This is a genomic window from Olivibacter domesticus (assembly GCF_900109575.1).
GTDB lineage: Bacteria > Bacteroidota > Bacteroidia > Sphingobacteriales > Sphingobacteriaceae > Olivibacter > Olivibacter domesticus.
The window spans coordinates 128298-152281 of sequence record NZ_FOAF01000003.1 but is presented as its reverse complement, the minus strand read 5'-3'; the positions used below and the strand labels follow the sequence as shown (position 1 = coordinate 152281).

Sequence of the window (23984 nt, the reverse complement as noted above, 5' to 3'; positions counted from 1 at the left end):
AAAGTACGTAAAATTATAGGATGTGATGAAAAAAATCATAGGGATATTCTTTTTATATTGTTTTGTTATGAGTGTTGGCGTATCAGCACAGCAAGAAAAAAAGAAACTTTATAACCCTGATGCTGATGCTAGGTTAGCTATTGCCACTGCCGTGCAGAAAGCTAAAGCTGAGAGCAAGCATGTGTTTTTGCAGATTGGTGGTAATTGGTGCGTATGGTGCTTAAGGTTTAACGAGCTAGTAAATAGCAATGATACCTTGCGAAACTATATGCAAAAGAATTATGAGATAGTGCATGTCAATTATAGCAAAGAAAATAGAAATGAACAGGTATTAGCTTCTTTAGGGTATCCACAGCGATTTGGTTTTCCCGTTTTTGTGATTTTGGACGGTAAAGGAAATCGAATACATACACAAAATAGTGCTTACTTAGAAGAAGGGAAGGGACACGGTTCTCAAAAGGTTTTGGAATTTCTGAAAAACTGGTCGCCTCAAGCACTTGACCCTACCTCCTACAAGTAGCTATGCTAATTTTTTTCTTCTTTGTCTGCGTAGCCAAAAACTTTCTGTAACAAGGGCGTTGTTCGGCTGCCCCCTAAATTATCTCTTATTTTTAATTCTTCCTGAGCTATTTGGTAAAATAGACCATCTATAGCTTTTTGTGTTACATAGGTATTGAGATCTGCCTCCATCTTTTCTCTAACGAGCGGAATCTGATTATAGCTTGTTGCTACAGCATTCCAATGCTTAGAAACGTCAAATTTCTGTAGGTTTTCTGAAACGATCGGTTTAAATTTATTTGATAGTTCCTGGCTTGTATGCCCTTTAAAGTAAGTTGTTGCCGCATCTTTTTCACCCCCCAACAAGATCTTTGAAGCATCGGCTATGGTTAGTTGTTTTAAGGCGCTAACGAAAACAGGTCCTGCTTCACTTACGGCCGATTCGGCTGCTCTATTCAAGCTGGTGATAAGCTGATCAGTGAGCGATCCCAAACCAATTGCTTTTAATGCTTTTTCAGCTTTTTGCGCTTGAGGAGGTAGAAGAACTTTTATAGCTTGATTTCCTAAGAAACCGTCTTTTTGTGATAAAGATTTTATGCTTGACTGCAAACTCTTTTCCAAAGCTTGTTTTAAACCAGAGGATATCTCACTGTTATTAACACTTAGTGAGCTATTTGATGGCGTTTTCGTAGATGATGATGTTTTTGTGGATGTGGTATCTCCCTTTAACAGTTTACGCAGATTGATTTGGGCGTATGATACCTGATAAGAAAAGAAAAAGATATAGACAAGAATGGTTGCGAAAATTTTCATTATTCTGAGGGTTGTTTCTTTATAAAAATAATAGACGGAATGTTTTAACAAAGCAATAAATATTTAATAAATAAACCAAACAAATTTTTTATGGTTGTAACAAAAATACCCGATCAGCACTCGAAGAATAATACAATTATAAAAAACTAAAAAAATGAACGAGCGGAAGATTTTAATAGCGATACCCGACGTAACGCCGGACGAAATGATGCATATAATGCATGTAATAAAGGGGTTGAAGGAAGAAGATCTTGATCAATTTCTTTTTTTATACAAAGGTAAGAGAAAGAGTACGCAGGAGATAATGATAATGACATTGATTGGATTTTTAGGAGTTGCCGGTATTCAGCGCTTCATGGTAAAGCAGACCGGAATGGGTATTATTTTCTTATTGACATTGGGATTCTGTTATATAGGAACTATAGTAGATCTTGTGAACCACAAAAAATTAGCAAATGATCATAATCAACAGATGGCTGTTGAAAGTATTCAATTAATGAACATGTATAAAACCTAAAAGGTTGTATTGTTCGTTAGTTGGCAAGTACGGTTTGCATATTAGAAGGACTACTTTCATTCTTTAAGCGATCGACTGCTGTTACGACATATATATATCTTGATCCAGAACGGACCGACTGGTCGGTGTAAAAGTTGCGGTTTACGTCATAGATAATTTCTAGGATATTCCGAGCATTGTTTAAATTAATCTGCTCTCCCTCATTAAATCGATAAATCACATAACCGTACGCTTTTTCTCCATCAGATGCTGTTTCCGAGGCTATCCAGCGAAGAGAGATTCCTCCCGTGTTGAGGTTATGATAAGTGAGGTTTGTAGGCGCTAATGGAGGGACGCTATCCAGCCAAAGCATTGAAGGAGGTAGGGCCTTGTATCGATAAAAATTATACTGTAAGGAATCTCTAAAGCCACCGAGATTATTGACTAACGATCTGGAACTGAAATAAACGCTTCCTTGAATCTGGCTTTTTGTACGAAGAAACCTAATTTGGTCGGGAAGTTGATTTCTATTTCTCCATCCGCTTGTATTGTCTGCAGCCCTATAAGCAGCCTGACCAATATAAATATGCTTACCATAAGCATGCAGGCTCCACCAATTTATAAGCGTTTCAAAGGCAGCGGCTCTATTATTAAAGGGAAAATATATTTGAGGGTTAATGTAGTCAACCCAACCATTTTGCACCCAGGTTCTGGCGTCTGCAAATAGCTGTGAATAACCACTTAATCCCGAAGTTTCCGAGCCTTCTGGGTGTTGTTTTTTGTTTTGCCAAATTCCAAAAGGGCTAACACCAAACTTAACGAATTTTTTTTCTCGGTGAATACTATCGCTTAAGTTTCGGACTAATTGATTAACATTGTCTCTTCTCCAGTCGTCAATGCTAGAAAAGCCTTTATTATAACGTGCAAAAGTTTGTGCATCCGGTATAGATTGGCCGCCTGCCGGGTAAGGATAGAAATAATCATCAAAATGGACACCATCAATATCATAATTTTTGACCACATTGATGATAACATCAATAATATATTGTTGTACAGCAGGTATTCCAGGATTGAAAAGCTTCTTCCCCGCATAAGTGAAAAACCACTCAGGATGCTGTTTTGTAATATGCCCAGGGCTTACGTTGAATTCATTAAGATCAAAAGTTGCTCTATAAGGGTTAAACCATGCATGCAATTCCATTCCTCTGTTATGAGCTTCTTTTATGGCAAATTCAAGCGGATCATATAATGGGGAAGGACTGTAGCCTTGTTTTCCTGTTAGGAAGCGCGACCATAATTCTTTTCCATTTGAATAAATAGCATCTGCTGATGGTCGAACCTGCAAAAATATAGCATTTATACCCGCCCTTTGGTGGGCATCTAATAAGCGTAATAGCTCCTGCTTTTGCTCTGAGGAAGATAACCCTGGTTTGCTGGGCCAATCAATGTTGGCTACGGTGGCTACCCAAATGCCTCTCATCTCTCGTTTAGGTACGAAAAAGTTATTCACCTGCGAGTAAACTAGAGAAGAGTTAACTAAAAAAAATGCAATTAATAAGAATATATGGGATAAATCTTTGCGCTTCATTAATGGGAAATATAAATATATAAGTTCTTCGTAAGTAGATGTTATTAAAAGGCAGTAAAGATAAGTATATCATTGAGTATGAGAAAAAAAAAGCACAAATGACGGAAGTTAATAGATTGTCCTATTCCAGATACAAGAATAAGGAGGGTAAATCAAAAAACTGAGAGATAATTCGTATGAATGGTAATAAAATATGTTGGAACAATTTTTGCTTAACGGTAGAGAACCTAACGTGCTAAAAGTGGAAAAAATGGAAGAGAATGATGTTAAATATAAGCGTTCTTTTAATGGGGAAATTACTGTCAATGAGCAGAATAAAATGAACGATGGAGAAACTCCAGATAAAAGTAAGGATACAACAAAAATTTATTTTTTTATTGTAGCAATAATTACTTTGCTAGCCACAAATGTATATTTTTATGTGAAATATAGAAATTCTGACAGCCAGAATGTTACTATTCTGAGCGAAAAAAGCCAGATGGAATCTGAGCTTGACAGAATTGAGGTGGAATTAGATCGGGTAACAAAAGAAAATGTTAAGCTTACTGAGGATCTGAAACTAGCACAAGAAAGTGCCCGTATAAAAATCGATGAACTCCGAACTAAATTAACGCAAAATGAACTGGACAGGGCTGAAATTGAAAGGGCTCAACAACAGATTATTCAGTTGAGAGAAGCTGTCTCTAAGTATAAAAAGGACATAGAAAAACTGAAAAGTGAAAATGCATTACTTGTTTCTGAAAGAGATAGTTTAAAGGTATCTGCAAATAGCGCTATAGCCAAAGCGGATGAGTTGGAAAGTATCAACCATGATTTGGAGCAAAAAGTGGATGTTGCATCTGCTTTAAAAATTTCATCCATTAATGTAAACGCTTTGCGTGTGCACAGAAGCGGGAAAGAAAGTAGCGAAACGCGTGCTAAAAGAACTGATAAGCTGAAGATTGATTTTAATATTGCCGATAACCCTTTGGCAAAAAAAGCGATTTATGAAGTTTACATTAGGGTAATAGAACCAAGTGGCAATTTATTAATAGCAGATAATAATATTTTTGAAGTTGATGGTATTGAAATGCAATATACCGAAAAAACCGGTATTGAGTTTTCTAATGATGGAAAGTTATATTCTTTTGAATGGAAAGGCTTTGAAGAGTTTAAGTCAGGAACATATACAATAGTTCTTTATACGAGTAAAGGAACAATGGGTAAGGCCACCATCAGATTGTCTTAAGAAGTTATATTATTTTTTTATTGGTACATCAATGAAGAAAGTGGTTCCGTAACCAATATTGGTTGAATAAGTGATTGAACCCCCCATGCTTTCGATTGTTTGTTTAACAAAAGCCAAACCTAAGCCGGTTCCTGAGCTTTTGGTTGTAAAATTTGGCTGAAATATTCTATCTCTGACAGTGTCATCTATACCATTACCATTATCCTTTATCGCGATAAAAAGATGTTGGCTCTTTACATTTATTGAAATGGTTATGATACATTTTCCTCTTCCAAATTTTGCCTCTATGGCGTTTTTTAATAAATTACTAAAGGAGCGGCGGAGCTGATCTTTATCTCCACGAACGAGAACTTCAATCGGTTCCGAATAGAAGTGTATATCGACCGCAGCGCTATTGTTATAGATAGGGATAACCTTTTCTATCACATCAATGATATTAACATCCTCAAGCTGTGTGTCAGGCATTTTAGCAAAGTTGGAAAATTCGGAAGCGATGGTAGATAAGCTATCAATTTGTTCAATAAATGATTTACTGAATCTTTCAAATTTTTGATTAAACTTTGGATCATCCTCTTTCCATGACCGTTCTAAAAGTTGGATACCGAGCTTTAAAGGAGTTAATGGATTTTTAATTTCGTGGGCTACCTGCTTGGCCATTTCCCTCCATGCGGATTCACGTTCTGATTGGGCAATTCTATTCGCGCTTATTTCTAAGGCAGCAATCATATTGTTATATTCTTTAATCAGTGAACCGATTTCATCATTTCTTTTCCAAAATATTGGTTCATTAGATTTTCCAATAGAAGTTTTAGCAAGACTTCGTTGTACAAGTGTTAGTGGAGAAGTTATTCTATTAGCAATAAAAACTGCGAAAAGACCAAGAGCAACAATAACCAGGGCATAGATATTTATAAGCGTATTTAACAACATTCCTATACGTTCGGCATAATCCTTATCGTTGGAAAAATAAGGAAGGCTAAGGTAAGCTATCGTTTCATTCTGATCGTTTTTAATAGGAGAATAGGCTACCGTATAAGCTAAGTCGCCAATATTTTCCTTGTGAAAATACTCAGACCGTTCAAATCTTGACATATGTAACCATGCCTTCGCATTCATATATCTTGAAGTTAAGCCGAGTTCGTAAATTTTATTTTGTGTACTATAAAATAGTATACCATCAGTATTATATAATGTAATGTCAGCCGCGTTGGAGTTTGCGGTATTATGAAGCTCTTTTTCTATTTCAGCTGGCGGCTTACTTGCGGCGTACTTAAATACGGTAGATTCTAATCCAGAGGCGAGTTGATTTATCCTTTTTACTGTATTAATTTCTTGTTGGTAAGCATATTGGTTGCTTATGCTGAAAAATGTTATTACACCCGCAATAATTAAGGTGATAACAACTGCAAGAACAACAAAAGCCTGAATTCGTGTGCTATATAATATTTTGTTTTGCGTAATCCAAAAAGATCTTCTAACATTTCTTAGACTAAAATCGTAATTTTTTAACGTGATGATTAGCCACTGGCTAGCATAGGCAAGAATTGCAAAGATTAGCAATACAAGAAATAAAAAGGATAAAGAAGCAAACTGAACCCAAGTGCCTTGACTGTCCTTGTTTAGAACCATTAGTATATGATTATTGGGTCTATACATAAGTTCAATTTCTCCCCTATTATTGTTTATTTTTACGTATTGCTGTTGTGTTTTTGGGTATAAACGATCGGTTGTTGCAAAGAGATGATCTCCAAACTGGTTAACTAATTTTCCGTCTCTATACAAAGCAAAGGAATATTGTTCTAGGTTTTCCTGTCGGTTTAGTCGGCCATTACTTAATATCTCGGGAAAGGAAACATACCGCTCAAAGGCCTTACTATTAAGCTCTATTAATGTCGTACCAACTTCCTTTCCTTTTACTATAATTGGTATTAAACCGAAATACAATAAACTGCCAAAATTATTGTTTATTCGATAAAAATATTCTGAAACCTTAATGGAGCCTGATTCTATTTTTTGTTTGTAATAAGATAGTTTCTGGTAGCCTTTCGTATCCGCAGCATACTTTTCCGTTAGTTCATAAATGTTGTATTCATACCTCGAAAGATAGCCACTAAAATATTTTTGTTTAATATAGTCGTTCAATACATGGATATTATAACGCTGCGGAGCGTGGAAATAATTTAGCAGATAATGATCTTTTGCTACATTATTTTCAATACTATAAAAAATGAATACGGCATCGGGGTCGTCTGCCGATTCTAGTTTCTGCAATGATAATTTTTGAGCTTCAAGCGCTTTATCATTTATAAATTCAGTTTGCTTTAACGAAGCAATACAGGCAAATAACAGTAATGTGGCTATAAAAACAACTAAATTAAACTGATGGTTATTATAAAAGGTATACGCTCTTAAGAGGATAATGATGCTAAATAAGAAAAAGGGAATGGATAGGTGATTAAATATTAATTGGGCCGTAACGTAAATAGAAATAGTAATAAAGAACAAGATAAACCAAGCACGTTTGTCTATTTTAAAATTTAAGGAAATAGCAAACAGAATTTCTAGCAAAAGATATATATTTAGTATTACAAGACAGAGTGACAATATTCCCAACCAACTAAAAACATCTAATTTTAAAATGTTGGTAACATCAAATTGAATATTAGAGTTGCCAATCAAATCGTTAAATACATTTACAGATTGCGTGCTGATAACATAAATGAATATGGACGATAAAAGATAAAATGCAACACTGCTGGCCAAGCTGAATGTTTCTTGGGACTTTATTAATAAATATCTGTAATTATATACGTAACACATGAACCAGGCCGCTGCGCCGATGTTAAGAAGAAATGCGCCAAGAGAAGGAAAAATGAAACTTGATGCATAATATTTGGGGTCAAATATCTCATTAAAAAAATGAGTAGCTAGCCAACCTGTTTGAAGATCAATATACCTTGATACAATAAAAAAAAGAAAAAATGCCAGCACGGAAAGCTTAACATAACCTTTGCTGGCTATCCAAACACAAATGCTATTCATTAGAATCGTTGCGAAAAGCATAGCAGCAAGCCACATAGCCAATTCCAGATTAGAAGACAGGGTATTATATGTCTGTTGCTTCAGCTTAACAGAGATTAAATACTTGCCTTCTGCATTTCTTATATTATAAACGGGATTGTCATCATAGTTCGCTATAGAAAGATTTTGTGTTCGGATAAGGTCGGAAGAGAAATCTTCTGGCAAAAAATCATTTTTTAGGGAGTACCTAGATTTAATAGGGATTAGACAAACAACAGAAAATCCACCTTTGGTTTTTTTGATTGCTTCATACCAACCATTATCGGCAGGAATTAAAGAGCTTCCATCTGATAAACCGGCATCCGATTGCGGAACAATTTTATCCGCTCCCCAAAAAACCAATTCGCTGTTTGAATAAGTATAGACAAAAATTTGCTTCTTATTGCCTAAATATTCTACTACATGTTGTGTCAGTTTTTCGTTATTCTGAATAGTTTTAAGTGCATTAAACTGACTTGTATCTCCTAGAAAAGCTTGAACAAAACGCTCTTTTTTGTGTAAATTTTGCTCTATCTTTTTAGCCTCAATCCTAAGAGTCTCTTCTTTTTGAAAGGTAATATTTATTGTAATGGCTGTTCCAACGAAACAAAGCGTTAGCACCAAAAGTAAAACCCGTATTTTAAGAGAAGTATTCAAAGTAATGTGCACATTCTATGTTAAAGGTAAAAATATAAAAAAACCTCATACGTTTTGTCTAGCGTATGAGGTATATATACAAAAAGGATACTATTACCAATAAAAAAGGCAATTATCGAGCAAAATATTATTTGTAGGATGTAATAAAGGTGTTAACTTCTTATCATTTATCAAAGCACTTATATTTTTGCAGAAGAAGTTTCCATTTGCCTATTTACTTTTTTTACCAAACCTTGAAGAACATTCCCCGGACCCACTTCCGTAAAAGAGGAAGCCCCATCTTCTATCATATGCTCAATGGTTTGCGTCCACCGAACAGGGCCGGTTAGTTGCGCAATTAGATTTTTTTTGATTTCTCTTGGATCTTTATAAGGTAGGGCATCAATATTTTGATAGATTGGGCATATTGGTTCATCAATATTGACTTTCTCTATCGCTTCTTGTAGTTCTGCACGAGCAGCTTCCATTAAAGGTGAATGAAACGCGCCGCCGACATTTAGCTTTAACGCTCTTTTGGCGCCCGCCTCTAAAAGGAGCGTACATGCTTTTTCCACGCCCTCGATTGTTCCTGAAATAACTAATTGGCCCGGACAGTTATAATTGGCGGGTACGACAACTTCACTTACCCGCTGACAAATATCCTCAACTGTAAAGTCATCAAGCCCTAAGATAGCCGCCATTGTAGAAGGTTGAATTTCACAAGCTTTTTGCATCGCATTTGCACGCTTAGATACGAGGATTAAACCATCTTCAAAACTCAGTGCTTTACTTGCCACCAAAGCGGAAAACTCTCCTAATGAATGGCCAGCAACCATTTGCGGATCAAAAATGTCTCCAAGCGCCTTAGATAATATAACTGAATGCAAGAAAATAGCAGGTTGTGTAACCTTCGTTTGTTTGAGATCTTCTTCTGTACCTTCGAACATGATATCAGTTATCCGAAAGCCTAAAATATCATTTGCCTCTTCGAAAAGCTTACGGGTGTCCTCCCTGTAATCATAGAGGTCTTTACCCATACCAACAAACTGAGCACCTTGGCCAGGAAAAATGTACGCTTTATTCATTAAAATATAATTAGGTGTTAAGATTAGTCTAAACTTGCTGTAATTAATCGTAAGAACTCTGCTCTTGTGCGTTCATGTGCAAACTCTCCCGTAAAAGCGGAGGTTGTTGTTACGGAATTTTGTTTTTGGATTCCACGCATGGCCATACATAAATGTTTACATTCCATTACAACGGCTACTCCAGCAGGGTTTAATGTTTCTTGTATACAATCTCTAATTTCGTTCGTTAACCGTTCCTGTACTTGTAAACGACGTGCAAAAGCATCTACAACACGCGGAATTTTGCTAAGCCCTACAATGTGTCCGTTAGGGATATAGGCAATATGCGCCTTGCCAAAAAAAGGCAGCATATGGTGTTCGCACATGGAGTATACTTCAATATCTTTTACTACAACCATTTGGCTGTAATCCTCTTCGAACATAGCACTTTTTAGAATGGCAGCGGGGTCTAGATCATAACCGTGGGTTAAATATTGTAAAGCTTTCGCTACTCTCTCAGGGGTTTTCAAGAGACCTTGTCTATTAGGGTTTTCTCCTAATTTATCTAAAATATCATGATAATGATGAGCAATACTTTCTACTTTGTCGGTATTATATCGATCAATTTTGATATATCCGTCTAATTGTTCATCATCGTCATATAGCGCATCATTATTTGTAACGTTCATTTGATGTTGATTTAGTTGCCAAAATATTCAACAGAATTGTTTTCAGTTTCTTGTAATTTTATAGCATGAAGAATCGCACCTTCGGCTTGAATGGGATCTTTTAGCTGATTAAATATCTCAACGGCAAGTACCTCAGTTGATGCCATTTTACCTAGCATGAAATCTACATCTAAGTTAACATTTCGATGGTCTATTTTATCGATTACGTGGTTTAGAATGATAGTCTTGAGTGCTCTTAAATCAATTACAAAGCCAGTTATTGGATCTATTTCTCCTTTAACAGTTACAAAAAGCTCATAGTTATGGCCATGCCAGTTAGGGTTACTGCATTTCCCGAAAGCTGCCTCATTTTCTTCCAAGCTCCAATCATCGCGGTATAATTTATGTGCCGCGCTAAAACGTTCTCTACGTGTAATATAAATCATAACAATGAATTAGCCCGCAAAGATAAGCTTAATAATTTTAACATTTTAGGCTTTAAGGTCATTACACGTTAAAATAATGTCAAACATAAAGCAGCTACGCAGCTTCCTCGCCATCGTAATCCTTTATTTTGATAGAAATGTTTATATTGTCCTTTTATTACTATGAATCGATGCTTATTAGTTGCCGCTACTGCGGAAGAAATCAGTCCATTCCTTTCCATGTATGATCGTGAGGGCAAAGCCCTTGATATTCTGATTACGGGAGTAGGGATGGTTTCGACGGCTTTTTCTATGGGAAGGAAGTTGGCACAATCTAGGTATGACTTTGCACTTAATGTGGGGATTGCCGGTGCAATCTCCAAAGAAATGACGCTGGGTGAGGTTGTTTATGTAGAGGAGGATTGTTTGGCTGAACTTGGTGCGGAAGACGATGACTCTTTTTTGACCATCGAGGATCTAGGATTTGGAAAATCAGTCTTTCGCGCCATCTCTGGGGAAAAGAACGACTTGAAAAATCAACTGAAAAAAGTTACCGGTATAACCGTGAACAAAGTACATGGTAATGAACGATCTATAAGCGCTATCAAGGGTAGGCTATCTGCTCATATTGAAAGCATGGAGGGAGCTGCCTTTTACTACGCATGTGAGCAATTTGAACTACCTTGTGCCCAAGTAAGAAGTATTTCTAATTACGTTGAAAAGAGGAATAAGGAAAATTGGAAAATTGGGCTTGCGGTTAAAAACTTGAACGACTGGCTTATCGAGAATATGGATCAATGGCTGAATTAATAGCACAATGATTTCCAATGCTAGATGTTTTTTGCGTTAGATCTTTTTTGAGCTAAAAATGACATTTTAACTAAAAAAACTTAGAACGATTCCTATACATTTGTTTGACTGGAGCTATAGCCATATGCTGCTATTTAGTTTTTACTAAATGGGCTTCCCGTTACAAGCCTCTGAAAAAGGGGACTTCTATACAAATAAAACGTTATATTGATGAAATTGACATTAGGTTTTTCTCCCTGTCCGAACGATACTTTTATTTTTGATGCGATGATTCACCAGAAAATTGATACGGAGGGATTATCTTTTGACGTGTCTTATGAAGATGTGGAGACATTAAACCAGAAAACGTTTAATGAGGAGCTTGATATTAGTAAATTAAGTTTTCATGCCTATGCTTATACTATTGAAAACTATGTTTTACTTGATGCCGGAAGCGCGCTAGGCTTCGGTGTAGGCCCCTTACTTATATGTAAAAATAAGGAAATATTGGAGGCTACCCTCAAGAGTAGAGAAGAAGATATAAATTTAGGTCTACGTGTTGCGATACCGGGAGAATATACCACAGCGAATTTTTTATTAGGTCTTGCTTTTCCAAAGCTACAAAACAAGGTGCTTAAAGTTTTTTCGGAAATTGAACCTGCTTTGCTAAACAATGAGGTTGACCTGGGTCTGATTATTCATGAAAATAGATTTACCTATCAGGATAAAGGACTTATCAAAGTAATGGATTTAGGTGATTTCTGGGAAAAAGAAACAGGATGTCCTATTCCCTTAGGAGGAATTGTGATCAGGCGGAACTTAAGTGATGAAGTAAAAGCTAAAGTAAATCGCGTTTTAAAAAAAAGTGTTGAGTATGCTTTTAAACACCCCAAATCAGGAATTGATTTTATTCGTAAACATGCGCAAGAAATGAGTGAGGAGGTGATGTATAAACACATCGGTTTATATGTAAATAAGTATTCAATAGATTTAGGAGAGGAAGGAAAACAGGCTGTTCAGGTTCTGTTTGAGAAAGCTTTATCGCTAAATCTTATTCCATCCACAAAAAAATCGTTATTTTTAGATCGAACTAATATTGACGAATTAAAGAATCATTAAACACAAGACCGCTCTTTGTTGTTGTAAAGGAGAAAATATTTAAAGAATGGATAGACACACTTACCAAAGTGGAATAATAGGGAATTGTGCCTATATTGCGCATGTACAAAAAAACACAAATATCTCGTGGCTATGTTGGCCTTCATTTGATAGTTCTTTCGTTTTTGGCAGTAAGCTAGATAAAGAAAAAGGAGGTGAATTTTCAATCCTTCCAGACGGCGAGTTTACATCGGAACAGCGGTATCTACCAAATACTAATATCATTGAGACAACCATCAGCAATAAAGAGGGCGTTTATAAAGTGACAGATTTTGCTCCTCGCTTTAATCAATATGATCGTTATTTTAAACCCTTAATGTTAATCAGGAAAGTAGAGCGGGTTAGTGGAGAACCAAGGGTACGGATGCGTTGTTATCCGGTGACAGACTATGGACGAACGGGACAAGGAAGGCATAGAGGAAGTAACCATGTTGAGTTTACAGGGGGCACTGATAAAATGCGCCTTACCACAAATGTTCCAATAAGTCATTTTTTTGAAGAAGGAACGTATGTGCTTCATGACACTAAATATTTAATTCTGACTTATGGAGAGCCGATGGAGGCACCTCTTGAGAAAACAGTAGAAGTGTTTTTAAGGCAAACGATAAATTACTGGCGTACTTGGATAAAGCACACAACCATATCTCCATTTTATCAGGATGTTGTAATTCGTTCTGCTTTAGCCCTTAAATTACATCAATATGAAGACACAGGTGCATTTATAGCGGCAAGTACGTCCAGCTTACCGGAATCTCCGGGTAGTGGCAGAAACTGGGATTACAGGTACTGTTGGATTAGAGATAGTTATTATGTGCTTGCCTCTTTATTACGAATCGGGCAATTTGAGGAAATGGAACATTATTCGGAATTTATTGCCAACATTTCCGCTAATGAAACGGGAAGATACCAACCACTTTACAGCATTACTGGGAAAAAGGAATTAATTGAGGAGGAGCTGAGCCATTTAGCCGGGTATGAAGGAAATAAGCCTGTTCGATTAGGTAACCAGGCCTATGAACATATTCAAAACGATGTGTATGGTCAGGTATTACTCTCAATATTACCGTTATACACGGATAGTAGGTTTGTTGCTAAAGAGCAAAGCCATTCATCGAAATGGCTGGAAATGATTATAGAAAAGATTGAACAGACGATCGATGAAAAAGATGCTGGAATTTGGGAATTCAGAAATTTTGCTAATTTTCATTGTTACACCAACCTCTTCCAATGGGCTGGAGCTAAGGCCGCATTGCGCATTGCAAAAAAAATAGGAGCACCTTCTTTAGAGAACAGAGCTAAAGCATTGATAGATCGTGCCGCTCAACATATTGAAGACTGCTATGACCCAGAACGAAAAGTTTATACACATGCTGTAGGTAGTAAGCATCTTGATGCAAGCACTTTGCAGTTGATTATAATGAATTATTTGGATCCGAATTCAGAAAGAGCTAGGGATCATTTAACAGCCCTGGAAAGAGAGCTAAGAACTGAAAATGGATTGTTTTACCGGTATTTACATGCGGATGATTTTGGTAAACCAAAATCTACCTTTTTAATTTGTGCGTTTTGGTATGTAGAAGCGCTAGCATGCGTTGGAAGGACAAAGGATGCCATTGATACCCTTGAGAACTTATTGCCATATGCAAACCATTTATCGCTTTTTAGTGAAGATATTGACGCAACCAATGGAGATCAGTGGGGTAATTTTCCACAAGCATATAGTCATGTTGGACTCGTAAATGCAGTGTATCGAATTTCGGCAAAATTAGGAACCCCTCGGTTCCTAATAGACGAAGAAGGCTATTTTTCCTGAAGAAGGGATCGTAATAAATCCCTTACATCTTCCTGATTTTCTAGATAGTACTTTGCTGCTGAAACGTTACTTCCTACTTTAATGGTGATGGCAGAAGAAGGAAGGGCTTTAAAAGTATCTTCGTCGGTTCGATCATCGCCTATAGAGATAATAAAATCAAAGGTTGTATCATGTAACACGTTTAAAGTTGCCCGGCCTTTATTTACATCCGCGTTTTTGACCTCAACCACCTTATCGCCATCAAGCATTTTTAAACCAAAGGTGTTGAGATGATATTGTAGATTATCCATTAACTCATTTGCTCTTAGAGCACCCAAGCCCTTTTGTACTTTTCTATAATGCCAGGCTAATGAATACGTTTTCTCTTCAATAAACGAGCCCGGTGTCTTATCTGTATAAGTCTCCATCAACTTCCATACTTCGTCTTTCCAATTTGTTGACAAACCGGGAAGTTGCTCCCATAAGCCATTTGGAAGTTTTTTCCAAGCCCCATGTTCTGCAATTAATTCGTATTTTTTATTACCAAACCATTTTTCTAAGGTTATGTGCTTTCTTCCGCTAATAATAACAAGGGTATTTTTTTTATCAGCAACGAATTGATCTAAAAGCGCATAGAGTTCATTATCCGGTGAGGCGTCATCTATTTCTTTTTTGAAACCAACAAGTGTTCCATCGTAATCAAAAAGTAATAACCTGTTCGTGGAATTTTGGTACCTTTCTTGGATCGTTTGTTTAATAGACGATTTAACAAGGTTTGCCATGGAGTTGCGTTGTATTCTTTTTACGTCTTCCAAGCGATTCATAAAAATCTTTACCCAATGTTTTATATTGAACTTAAATACGACATTTCTCATCGCCTTCATCCTTTCTCTCATCTCTTCCTCAGGCATGTTCAGTGCTGTAATTAAGGCCTTTCTGATTTCACTAATATTGTTTGGATTTACTAGAAGGGCATCGTTCAGTTCTTTTGATGCACCTGCCAGTTCACTTAATATCAGTACACCGGTATTGTCATTTCTACTGGCCACGTATTCTTTGCTTACGAGATTCATACCATCCCGCATAGGTGTAACAAGGCATACGTCTGCTATGTTATAAAGGGCAGAAATAATTTCAATGGGATATCCATGATAGAAGTAAGCTATGGGATGCCATTCAAATGTTCTAAAGCGTGCATTGATATTGCCAACCAAGCGATCAATTTCATCTTTAAGTAGTTTGTATTGAGGCACTGTATCTCTTGAGGGAACAACAATCATATAAAGAATAATTTTTTCGATGTACTCGGAGTTTTTTTCCAACAGTAACTCAAAAGCATTCAGGCGCTGTATGATTCCTTTACTATAATCCAAGCGATCGATAGACAAAATAATTCGTTTCCCTTCAAAATTCTGCCGAAAGGAATTTATATGTTCAATTACTTCGGGATTTGCGCCCAGTTTGGAAAATTTGTCACTATCCATTCCCATAGGGAATGGTTCGGCCAAAACAATCCTGTTTTCTACTCTCAATCGATTGGCATCTGTGTGAATAGAAAGCAAATGAGTGGCCGCACTTAAAAAATGTCGAACATCATCAAATGTATGAAAACCAATGAGATCTGCCCCCAGCATTCCTAATAACAATTCTTTCCGCCAAGGAATGAGCCTAAATAGTTCTTGAGAAGGAAAGGGGATATGATTAAAAAAAGCAATAGAAACTTCTGGTTGTTTAAGTCGGACCAACCCCGGAACGAGTAATAGTTGATAATCATGGACCCAAACCGTATCTCCAGGCTCGAGGGAGCTAAGGATAGCATCAGCAAATTTTTGATTTACCTGAACATATGATAGCCAATTCTGATAATCATAATTGGCGTATGTTGATAAGTAATGAAAGATGGGCCATAGCACTTCATTGCTGAAACCCTCGTAGTAGCGTTTAATCTCCTCTTCATCTAAGAAGATCGGGATTAAGTTCATCGCTTTTAGTTGCTCCCGAATTTCATTTTGTTTGGCGAGATCTTCAATATTTATTCCGGGCCAACCTAGCCAAATGTTATTACCCTCTTTATAGATAGAGCCTAATCCTGTAGCGAGTCCGCCCTCACTTGGTATAAAGGATAAGGTGCCATTTTCTTCGGTGATTTTAACTGGTAAGCGATTTGATACAATAATAGTTTTACTCACGATATATTCTTTGATTTGCTTAATAACATAGTAACTTCATAAACTAACAGTCTGTTTGGGCAAGTTGTTAATTTTATTAATAAACGAGTGCGCAGGTTCTAAATGTACAATTTAATTGCTTAATAAGGGCAGAAAATATGAAATTGTTAAATTAAGATCTATCTTTAATGATTCTGAGTAATTAATATTAGGTTTGGGGAAAAATTGATGAGGAAGCTTCTACCCTACTTACTAATTTTTTTTGTTGTGCTATTTGGGTGGTATTATAAGGGTATGCCCGTACAAATAAAGAAAGCTTTTGGTAAAATATTAGCGTTAACAATCTTAATTTTATGGATTTATTTACTTTTGAGACACGCTTAAAGAGCTAATAGTTAAATAAGTGAGATATTTTTGATTTTTTTGGAATGAAATATTTATCTTTGCAGCCCCGCAGTATAAAGCTCCGGGAAATATGTTGAATACATAAATTATCAAAAATGGCAACTAAAATCAGATTGCAAAGATTCGGTAAAAAGGGAAAACCTTTTTATCATGTAGTGGTAGCAGATTCTCGCGCTCCTCGCGATGGTAAATTCATCGAACGTTTAGGTTCATATAATCCAAACACTAATCCAGCTACAATTGAATTAAACTTTGAAAAAGCGCTAGATTGGATGAATAAAGGTGCACAACCTACGGATACAGCACGTGCTATTCTTTCTTATAAAGGAGTGCTTTACAAAAAGCATTTATTAGGAGGAGTAAAAAAAGGTGCTTTTGACGAGGCTACAGCTGAAACGCGATTCGAAGAGTGGTTAACTGGAAAAGAATCAAAAATCGAAGGAAAAAAAGACAACCTTTCGAAATCTAAAGAAGAGCTTAGAAAAGCAGCTTTAGCAGCGGAAGCTAAGAAGAAGGAAGATAGAGCAGCAGCAATTGTTGCGAAAAATACACCGCCAGCAGCAGAAGAAGCTGCGGTAGAAGAAGCTCCTGAAACATCTTCTGAGAGCGATAGCGAAGAAGCTAACAGCGCTGAATAAGATTTTTCTTATCGATATGAATGCCATTCTAAGGTAAATACCTTTTGAATGGCATTTTACTTTTATATCGAAGAGAGCATATTTTAAGGAAGAACTCTTTTAGAAAAGATTAAGAACGTAATGGATATTGACAATTGTTTTTATATAGGTTACATCAGTAAATCCCGGGGTTTAAAGGGAGAGGTTCAAATTTATTTTGAATTTGAGGAATACTCCAGGTTGGATTTTGATGTGTTATTTATAGAAATTGAGAAAAAATTGGTGCCTTTTTTTGTTGATACAGTTAAATTGCAACAGAATAGGACGGGGTATTTTTATTTGGAAGATATTGACCATGTAGATAAAACAAAAGAATTATTACGCAAATCAGTATACTTAACAAACGATAAAAAACCTGTTCGTGATCCCGATGAATTTTATTTGACGGATTTGAAAGGTTATATTGTTTACGATAAAAAGCACGGAGAGCTAGGAGAGATTATAGAGATAAATGAACTTCCTCAACAAGATATTGCCGTGGTGCAGTATAAATTCAAGGAATTGATGTTTCCATTAAATGACGATTTTATTGTCGAAATTGATGAAGAAGAAAGGATGTTACATGTTGATCTTCCCGATGGTTTAATAGATATTTATGAATAGAATTGGGTAATTGTATAATAGCATATGAGGTTTGATATCATTACTGTATTGCCAGGCCTTTTGGAAAGTCCGTTCGCGCATTCTATCTTACAAAGAGCACAGAAAAAAGGATTAGTGGAGATTCATGTTCATAATTTGAGAGATTATGCAGAGAATAAGCATAAAAGTGTAGACGATTATCCGTATGGCGGAGGAAGTGGGATGGTGATGCAAATAGGTCCTTTTGCTGCATGTATAGAAGGGCTGAAAGCAGAACGAAACTATGACGAAGTTGTTTTTATGACTCCTGATGGTGTTACCTTGAATCAATCAATAGCTAATGGTTTTGCCCTTAAAGAGAATCTAATAATTCTATGTGGGCATTATAAAGGGATTGATCAAAGAATAAGAGATATCTATGTAACAAAGGAGCTTTCAGTTGGTGATTATGTTCTTTCTGGGGGGGAGTTGCCTGCGGCAATAGTAGTAGATGCGGTTACGCGATTAATTCCCGGAGTGCTATCTGACGAAACCTCTGCTCTTTCTGATTCGTTTCAAGGAGAGTTATTGGACGCCCCAGTTTACACCAGGCCCGCCGATTGGAAAGGTTATGTTGTTCCTGATATTTTGTTGAGTGGGAACCAATCAGCAATAGAAAATTGGCGATATGAACAGGCGCTTGCTAGAACAAAAGAGAGAAGACCAGATCTTTTGGACGAATAGTGAGCTAAGAATTTTTAGCGTCGTCAAAAAAGAAAAAATAGACTTTTAATTTCAAAATAAAATAACTAATATTGCAGTCCGATTTTTACGGGTTAAAAATCGTTGTTAATTACTTAAAATCATGGATTTAGTAAAATTTGTAGAAGAGCAGGCGGTAGCAAAAAATGAAGTTCCTGCATTTAAAGCTGGTGATACCGTTAGCGTTCACTATAAAATTCGCGAAGGTAACAAAGAACGTATACAGGTATATAAAGGCGTTGTAATTCAGAGAAATGCTGTTGGTAATAACGAAACTTTCACTGTTCGTAAGATGTCTAATGGTATTGGAGTTGAGCGTATTTTTCCTATTAACTCCCCTAATATTGAAAAAGTAGTAGTTGATACTTACGGTAAAGTTCGTAGAGCTAAGTTGTTCTATTTACGTGGTTTGACTGGTAAAGCAGCTCGTATTAAATCAAAGAGAGTTTAATTATTAACTCATATATATCCATTATTAAGTACGGTCTTAAATAAAAGGAGCACTCTATAATAGAATGCTCCTTTTATTTAAGACCGTTCCATTCGTCTAAGAACTGGGAAAGATAACGTTCCATAAAATGATGCCTGCTTTCAGCAAGTCTTTTAGCGGTACGAGTATTCATCTTATCTTTTAATAAAAGAAGTTTTTCATAAAAGTGATTAATAGTAGGGCCCTGGTTATTCTTATATTCTTCTTTTGTTTGTCCTAAAATTGGTTTTATCGCTGGATTATAAATCTCCCTGTTTTTAAACCCACCATAATGAAAGGCTCTAGCGATCCCAATCGCTCCTATAGCGTCAAGTCTATCTGCGTCTTGCACTATTTCCATTTCTTTCGAATGAAAATCAACACTTCCTAGGCTTGCTTTAAACGACATATATTTAATAATATTTTTGACATGAGCCACGATATTCTGTTCAACAGCTATGGAAGCAAGAAAAGCCTCTGCTCTCAAGGGTCCAATTTCTTCGTTTCCATCGTGGAATTTACTATCTGCAATGTCGTGTAGAAGTGCCGCTAGTTCGACCACTTCTTGATTAGCAGGCTCTTCTTTAAGAATTAATTGAGCGTTTTTCCACACACGTTCCACATGAAACCAATCGTGACCAGCCTCTGCATTCTTTAAAGTATCCTTTACAAAAAGGATTGTTTTCTCTACGTTAGAAAGGCTCATTATCTATTATTTTTTATAAAATTGATTTCGGAAGCCTTTACAATAATATATGCCCTTATCCAGGGGTCAGTATCTAAAAGCTTCCACTTATGGCCGTGTCCACTGATATCGGTTGCAATCAATATTTCTCCGGCTTTAAGAATAAAGACATCACCTAAAGACGTGGTAAATTCGAGTGTTCCTTTTAATGTAAGAACATATTGTACTTGCGGAGCTCTGTGCCAATCATAGGAAGAATGGGGTTCTGTTTCTTTAAAATGAATAATTTCAGCAGAAGAAACAATGTTTTCGTCTACAAATCCTGTTTCAAAATATGAATGGCCATCTTCTCCCGAATAAAGTTTATATGCTTTAATCATCAGCCTTTTCTTTTCTTCGGGTTCCGTCATAAAGCTCATAACAAAGGAGTCGACAGTCTAGCTTCCCGTTGTAGAATTCTATTTTTTTAGAGGCTCGAAGACCTATTTTTTTTGCCAGGTCTGGATTACCTGTAAAAACATATCCATTATAACCTTGGCAGTCTTTTTTCATAAAGTCGCCCATCCGTTTATATGTAAGTTCAAGCTGCGTGTGTACACCCAGTCGCTCACCATATTCGGGGTTAAATACTATAACGCCAGCCGTGTGAGGAACGGACGTTTTTTCAAAGTCACAGACTTCAAATGAAATCAATTGATCTACGCCCGCTGTTTTGGCATTCATTTGCGCAATTTTTATCGCATCAGCAGAAATATCGGAAGCAATAATTTTGAGGTCAACATTTTTTACAATTTGATCTTTCAGTTTTCTGCGTGCAGCAAAAAAAACAAGTTCGTCATACCCCAAAATATGCATAAATGCATAATTCATTCTATATAGTCCGGGCTTGCGGTTTGTTGCAATTAAAGCGGCCTCTATAGCTAAAGTACCTGATCCACACATAGGATTTATAAATGTGGATGATTTATCCCAATCGGTCGCCATCACAACACCTGCAGCTAAGGCTTCTAACATTGGTGCTTTTCCTGGATGCTTTCTATAACCGTGTTTTGCGAGCGTTTCCCCAGAAGTGTCCAGATAAATGCTGGCTTCATTACCCTGCCAATATAGGTGGATAACGGCCTTGTTTAGTTCTGGGCCAGAGTTTGGTCTGACTCCCTTCTTTTCTTTTATCCGGTCGACAATCGCATCTTTTACTTTTAAGTTAGCGAACAGCGGTGTGCTAATCGTTTCATTATTGACATTAGAATTAACAGAAAAGTATCCGTTAAAATCAAGAATGTCTTCCCATGCTATGTCTTTAATTTGACGATATAGTTCGTCTGGATTATGTGCTTCAAAGCTTTTAATGGAATATAAAATTTGGCTGGCACATTGGAGATTAAGATTTAATGTGATACAATCATTGACATCTGCTAAGAGCTCTACGCCTGTGGCAAAAGCCCTTTTTATAGTGAATCCTAATGATTGCACTTCTTGCTGCAATGCAGGAGATAGCCTCTTGTTGCAGGTAATGATAACTTTTTGTGGAGTGTTGAAAACTTGCATAGTTAATTGTGCGAAGTTACTGATTATTGTCGCCAAAAAACCTTAATTTTACAATTTATATCTTTTTAATATTATGGAAATAAAAGGCAAGGTACATGAAGTTGGTGCGGTACAGCAGGTTACAGACTCGTTTAAAAAACGGGATTTAGTGGTTCAATATGCTGAGAATCCGCAATTTGTAGAGTATATTAAATTCGAAGCAACACAAGATAGGGTTAATATTTTTGATAACCTGGCTCCTGGTGAAGATATTGAGGTTTCTTTCAATCTGAGAGGAAGACCATGGACGAATAAGGATGGCGTTACAACCTATTTTAACTCTTTAGTGGCATGGCGGGTTAATAAAGTAGCAGGAGAAATGGGTGCTCCACAACAACATGTACCTCCGGTTGATATTTCTTCTGCCCCTGGGGATGATGATTTGCCATTCTAGAGACAATTAAGATAATCTAAACAGAAAATATTGAAGGATAGCAGCCTTGTAAGGCTGCTATCCTTGTTTTAACACCTAAAAGCTGATGGGGAGATCCTTCTCCTGTGATCTAGATCAGAGCCGTTTTCAACATAAATTTTTAAAGTAATTTAAACTTATTGGCTATACAATACCCTAATAAAACGAAATAGAATTAAATTTTAAAACCGAATGTTTGTTAAAATTTGTTAAAAGAGTACTGATGAACAGCTTCTTGCGTATTTTTGTTTAATATGAAGCGTAAAAGTATAGGGTTGATTATAGGTTTAATGCTATTTGCTCTCCTCGGAGTAATAGCCATGCAATATTATTTTATCCACCAATCATATAATTTAAAGGCACAATTATTCGACGAAGCGGTGAATGCTGCACTTAATACCGTTGCCCTTAAAGCTGAAAAAAAGGAAGCTGTCGACTTCATACAGGCGCAGGAAGTGAAGGCTATCCGTAACAGAAAACTACAGGAGAAACGGGAAGCGGAATGGCAAGCTAAGATGTTTGTGGAGAAAATTAAGCGAGAGCAAAGGCAGCAGGAAATGGAGGTCCGTGATCTTGAGGCCAAGTTGCTCAGAGAGTTCCCCAGTGCAACATTAATTAAGAACGACTTCTATGAGACCTACATGAAAGACCCCAAGCTTAAAAGGTTAGTAAAAGTTGATATCGTTACAGCCCCTGAGGGTTTTTACCAGCGGAACAGACTGGATGTCTATGTGAATAAACCGGCTACTAATCCAAAGAAAGCGCTGGATGATAGTATCCGTTATGTGTTTATTGATCCCTATATGGGGGATATTGGTGTTGTCGCTTTACCGCCAAGAAAGAATAATCGCTTGGATGCTCAGATAAGAAGATACGAACAACAGGGGAGCATACTCCAAACGGGAGCCCTTTTAGACTCTTTTATGGAAATTGCGACAGCAGGAACTTCTGTAATAGAAAATCTGGCCAATGATTTTGAAATGGCTAAAAAACCGCTTAAAAATAGAATTGATCTTGATTACATAAGAGAAGAGCTTAAGGAAGAGTTTTTTAATAGAAAAATTAATTTGCCATTTGAATTAAAGATTACCGAGGGAAGGGAAGACTCCGTCCTATTTCAGTTAGCGGCATTAAATGGGCATTTTGAGGGTAAGAATGTTTATTCTACCATATTGTTCCCTAATAGTTTGGTGCGTTCGTCAGGAAAGCTATCTGTTGGGTTCCCTAATAAGCATTCTTTGATATTAAGTAATATGGGCATGATGTTGGGTTCCTCGGCTGCCTTGCTTCTGGTGTTGATAGGGTGTTTTGCTTATACGATATTTATTATTTTGAGGCAGAAGAAGATTTCAGAGATGAAAACAGATTTTATCAACAATATGACGCATGAATTTAAGACGCCTGTGGCTACTATTATGATCGCCAGTGAGTCATTAAAAGATCCCGAAATTGTTACCGATGCCAAACGCGTGGACCGTTTGGCGAATATTATTTATGATGAAAATGTACGTTTAGGAAACCATATAGAGCGAGTGCTTAATGTAGCAAAGATTGATAAAGGTGATTTAAGGATGGATAAGCAAGAAGTGGATATGAATGTGTTGGTTTCTGCAGTAGTAGATAGCATGGGCTTGCAACTCAAGAAGCGAGATGCGCAAGTAGATTTACGAATAGATGCTATTCAACCTATACTTCATGGAGATGAATTTCATTTATCGAATGTTATTTTTAACCTTATAGATAATGCAATAAAATATAGCAAAGAGGCCCCGGAAATTTCGGTTAGGACTTGGAATAGTGGACACGCTATTCATGTAAGTGTCGCTGATAAAGGAATCGGAATGAGCAGGGACCAGCTATCAAAAATATTTGATCAATTTTATAGAGTGTCTACAGGAAATTTACACGATGTAAAAGGATTTGGGTTAGGACTTAGCTATGTACAGGATATTATTAAACGGATGAAAGGTTCAGTGAAAGTGAAGAGTGAGAAGGGAAAGGGTACTGAATTTGAGCTAACTTTACCTATCGTAACTAAATAGA

Annotated in this window: 22 protein-coding genes; 12 read left to right on the top strand and 10 right to left on the bottom strand. The window is 36.7% G+C overall.

Translation table 11 applies throughout. From position 1 onward, the window contains the following. Positions 1–25: 25 nt before the first annotated feature. A complete protein-coding gene (locus BMY50_RS15090) occupies positions 26–520 on the top strand; it encodes a thioredoxin family protein (RefSeq protein ID WP_093326233.1) in 495 nt (164 codons plus the stop codon). A gap of 5 nt (positions 521–525) precedes the next feature. Here BMY50_RS15090 and BMY50_RS15085 read toward each other — a convergent pair whose 3' ends face one another. Beyond that, positions 526–1311, bottom strand: a complete 786-nt coding sequence (locus tag BMY50_RS15085) for a DUF4197 domain-containing protein (RefSeq protein WP_093326232.1) — start codon at positions 1309–1311, stop codon at positions 526–528. A gap of 154 nt (positions 1312–1465) precedes the next feature. On the opposite strand from BMY50_RS15085, the gene BMY50_RS15080 reads away from it, so the two are divergent. After that, a complete protein-coding gene (locus tag BMY50_RS15080; RefSeq protein ID WP_093326231.1) occupies positions 1466–1828 on the top strand; it encodes a TM2 domain-containing protein in 363 nt (120 codons plus the stop codon). A gap of 16 nt (positions 1829–1844) precedes the next feature. On the opposite strand, the gene BMY50_RS15075 is transcribed toward BMY50_RS15080, so the two are convergent. Beyond that, positions 1845–3287, bottom strand: coding sequence for a glycoside hydrolase family 10 protein (locus BMY50_RS15075; RefSeq protein ID WP_238383783.1), 1443 nt, complete (start codon positions 3285–3287; stop codon positions 1845–1847). Positions 3288–3645: 358 nt separating this feature from the next. Between BMY50_RS15075 and BMY50_RS15070 the strand changes: the two genes are divergently transcribed. Beyond that, positions 3646–4623, top strand: coding sequence for a hypothetical protein (locus tag BMY50_RS15070; protein ID WP_139202268.1), 978 nt, complete (start codon positions 3646–3648; stop codon positions 4621–4623). Between the two features lie 9 nt (positions 4624–4632). Here the strand turns inward: BMY50_RS15070 and BMY50_RS15065 are convergent, their stop codons facing one another. The 4 genes from BMY50_RS15065 to BMY50_RS15050 form a co-directional block, all read right to left on the bottom strand. Next, complete coding sequence (locus BMY50_RS15065) at positions 4633–8352, bottom strand: sensor histidine kinase (protein WP_139202267.1); 3720 nt, start codon at positions 8350–8352, stop codon at positions 4633–4635. 167 nt (positions 8353–8519) lie between these two features. Next, positions 8520–9404 carry an ACP S-malonyltransferase gene (gene fabD, locus BMY50_RS15060; protein WP_093326227.1) on the bottom strand — a complete coding sequence of 295 codons (885 nt, stop codon included), beginning with the start codon at positions 9402–9404 and terminating at the stop codon, positions 8520–8522. A gap of 23 nt (positions 9405–9427) precedes the next feature. Beyond that, positions 9428–10072, bottom strand: coding sequence for a GTP cyclohydrolase I FolE (gene folE, locus BMY50_RS15055; RefSeq protein ID WP_093326226.1), 645 nt, complete (start codon positions 10070–10072; stop codon positions 9428–9430). A gap of 11 nt (positions 10073–10083) precedes the next feature. Beyond that, a complete protein-coding gene (locus tag BMY50_RS15050; protein WP_093326225.1) occupies positions 10084–10497 on the bottom strand; it encodes a 6-pyruvoyl trahydropterin synthase family protein in 414 nt (137 codons plus the stop codon). A 162-nt stretch (positions 10498–10659) separates the two neighbouring features. Here BMY50_RS15050 and mqnB point away from each other — a divergent pair, with 162 nt between their 5' ends. The 3 genes from mqnB to BMY50_RS15035 all read left to right on the top strand — a co-directional run bounded on the left by mqnB (position 10660) and on the right by BMY50_RS15035 (position 14236). Next, entirely contained in the window at positions 10660–11286 is a 627-nt protein-coding gene (gene mqnB / locus BMY50_RS15045) for a futalosine hydrolase (RefSeq protein ID WP_093326224.1), read from the top strand. A 210-nt stretch (positions 11287–11496) separates the two neighbouring features. Further along, on the top strand, positions 11497–12384 hold the full coding sequence (locus BMY50_RS15040) for a menaquinone biosynthesis family protein (protein WP_093326221.1): 888 nt from the start codon (positions 11497–11499) through the stop codon (positions 12382–12384). A 46-nt stretch (positions 12385–12430) separates the two neighbouring features. After that, on the top strand, positions 12431–14236 hold the full coding sequence (locus BMY50_RS15035; RefSeq protein ID WP_093326219.1) for a glycoside hydrolase family 15 protein: 1806 nt from the start codon (positions 12431–12433) through the stop codon (positions 14234–14236). Here BMY50_RS15035 and BMY50_RS15030 read toward each other — a convergent pair. Then, positions 14224–16404: a bifunctional alpha,alpha-trehalose-phosphate synthase (UDP-forming)/trehalose-phosphatase gene (locus BMY50_RS15030; protein ID WP_093326217.1), complete on the bottom strand. Its 2181-nt coding sequence runs from the start codon at positions 16402–16404 to the stop codon at positions 14224–14226. The two genes, BMY50_RS15035 and BMY50_RS15030, sit on opposite strands and share 13 nt — an antisense overlap. A gap of 479 nt (positions 16405–16883) precedes the next feature. Between BMY50_RS15030 and BMY50_RS15025 the strand changes: the two genes are divergently transcribed. From BMY50_RS15025 to rplS, 4 genes are all read left to right on the top strand, one after another. Next, the gene (locus BMY50_RS15025; RefSeq protein ID WP_093326215.1) at positions 16884–17426 is read left to right on the top strand and encodes a 30S ribosomal protein S16; all 543 of its coding nucleotides are present in this window, start codon (positions 16884–16886) and stop codon (positions 17424–17426) included. Between the two features lie 120 nt (positions 17427–17546). Beyond that, on the top strand, positions 17547–18068 hold the full coding sequence (gene rimM / locus BMY50_RS15020; RefSeq protein WP_093326213.1) for a ribosome maturation factor RimM: 522 nt from the start codon (positions 17547–17549) through the stop codon (positions 18066–18068). Between the two features lie 24 nt (positions 18069–18092). Further along, the gene (trmD, locus tag BMY50_RS15015; protein WP_093326210.1) at positions 18093–18770 is read left to right on the top strand and encodes a tRNA (guanosine(37)-N1)-methyltransferase TrmD; all 678 of its coding nucleotides are present in this window, start codon (positions 18093–18095) and stop codon (positions 18768–18770) included. A gap of 121 nt (positions 18771–18891) precedes the next feature. Further along, complete coding sequence (gene rplS / locus BMY50_RS15010; protein WP_093326208.1) at positions 18892–19239, top strand: 50S ribosomal protein L19; 348 nt, start codon at positions 18892–18894, stop codon at positions 19237–19239. Positions 19240–19312: 73 nt separating this feature from the next. Here the strand turns inward: rplS and BMY50_RS15005 are convergent, their stop codons facing one another. From BMY50_RS15005 to BMY50_RS14995, 3 genes are read right to left on the bottom strand one after another with little or no spacing between them, the layout of a single operon-like run. Beyond that, positions 19313–19963, bottom strand: coding sequence for an HD domain-containing protein (locus tag BMY50_RS15005; protein WP_093326206.1), 651 nt, complete (start codon positions 19961–19963; stop codon positions 19313–19315). Beyond that, positions 19963–20322, bottom strand: a complete 360-nt coding sequence (locus BMY50_RS15000; RefSeq protein WP_093326503.1) for a cupin domain-containing protein — start codon at positions 20320–20322, stop codon at positions 19963–19965. Before BMY50_RS15000 ends, BMY50_RS15005 begins: the two co-directional genes overlap by 1 nt. Then, positions 20315–21490, bottom strand: coding sequence for a THUMP domain-containing class I SAM-dependent RNA methyltransferase (locus tag BMY50_RS14995; protein WP_093326203.1), 1176 nt, complete (start codon positions 21488–21490; stop codon positions 20315–20317). The genes BMY50_RS15000 and BMY50_RS14995 overlap by 8 nt, the downstream gene beginning before the upstream one ends. 73 nt (positions 21491–21563) lie before the next feature. Between BMY50_RS14995 and BMY50_RS14990 the strand changes: the two genes are divergently transcribed. Beyond that, the gene (locus tag BMY50_RS14990; protein WP_093326200.1) at positions 21564–21923 is read left to right on the top strand and encodes a DUF3127 domain-containing protein; all 360 of its coding nucleotides are present in this window, start codon (positions 21564–21566) and stop codon (positions 21921–21923) included. A 272-nt stretch (positions 21924–22195) separates the two neighbouring features. Then, entirely contained in the window at positions 22196–23983 is a 1788-nt protein-coding gene (locus tag BMY50_RS14985; RefSeq protein WP_093326197.1) for a sensor histidine kinase, read from the top strand. Position 23984: the final 1 nt, after the last annotated feature.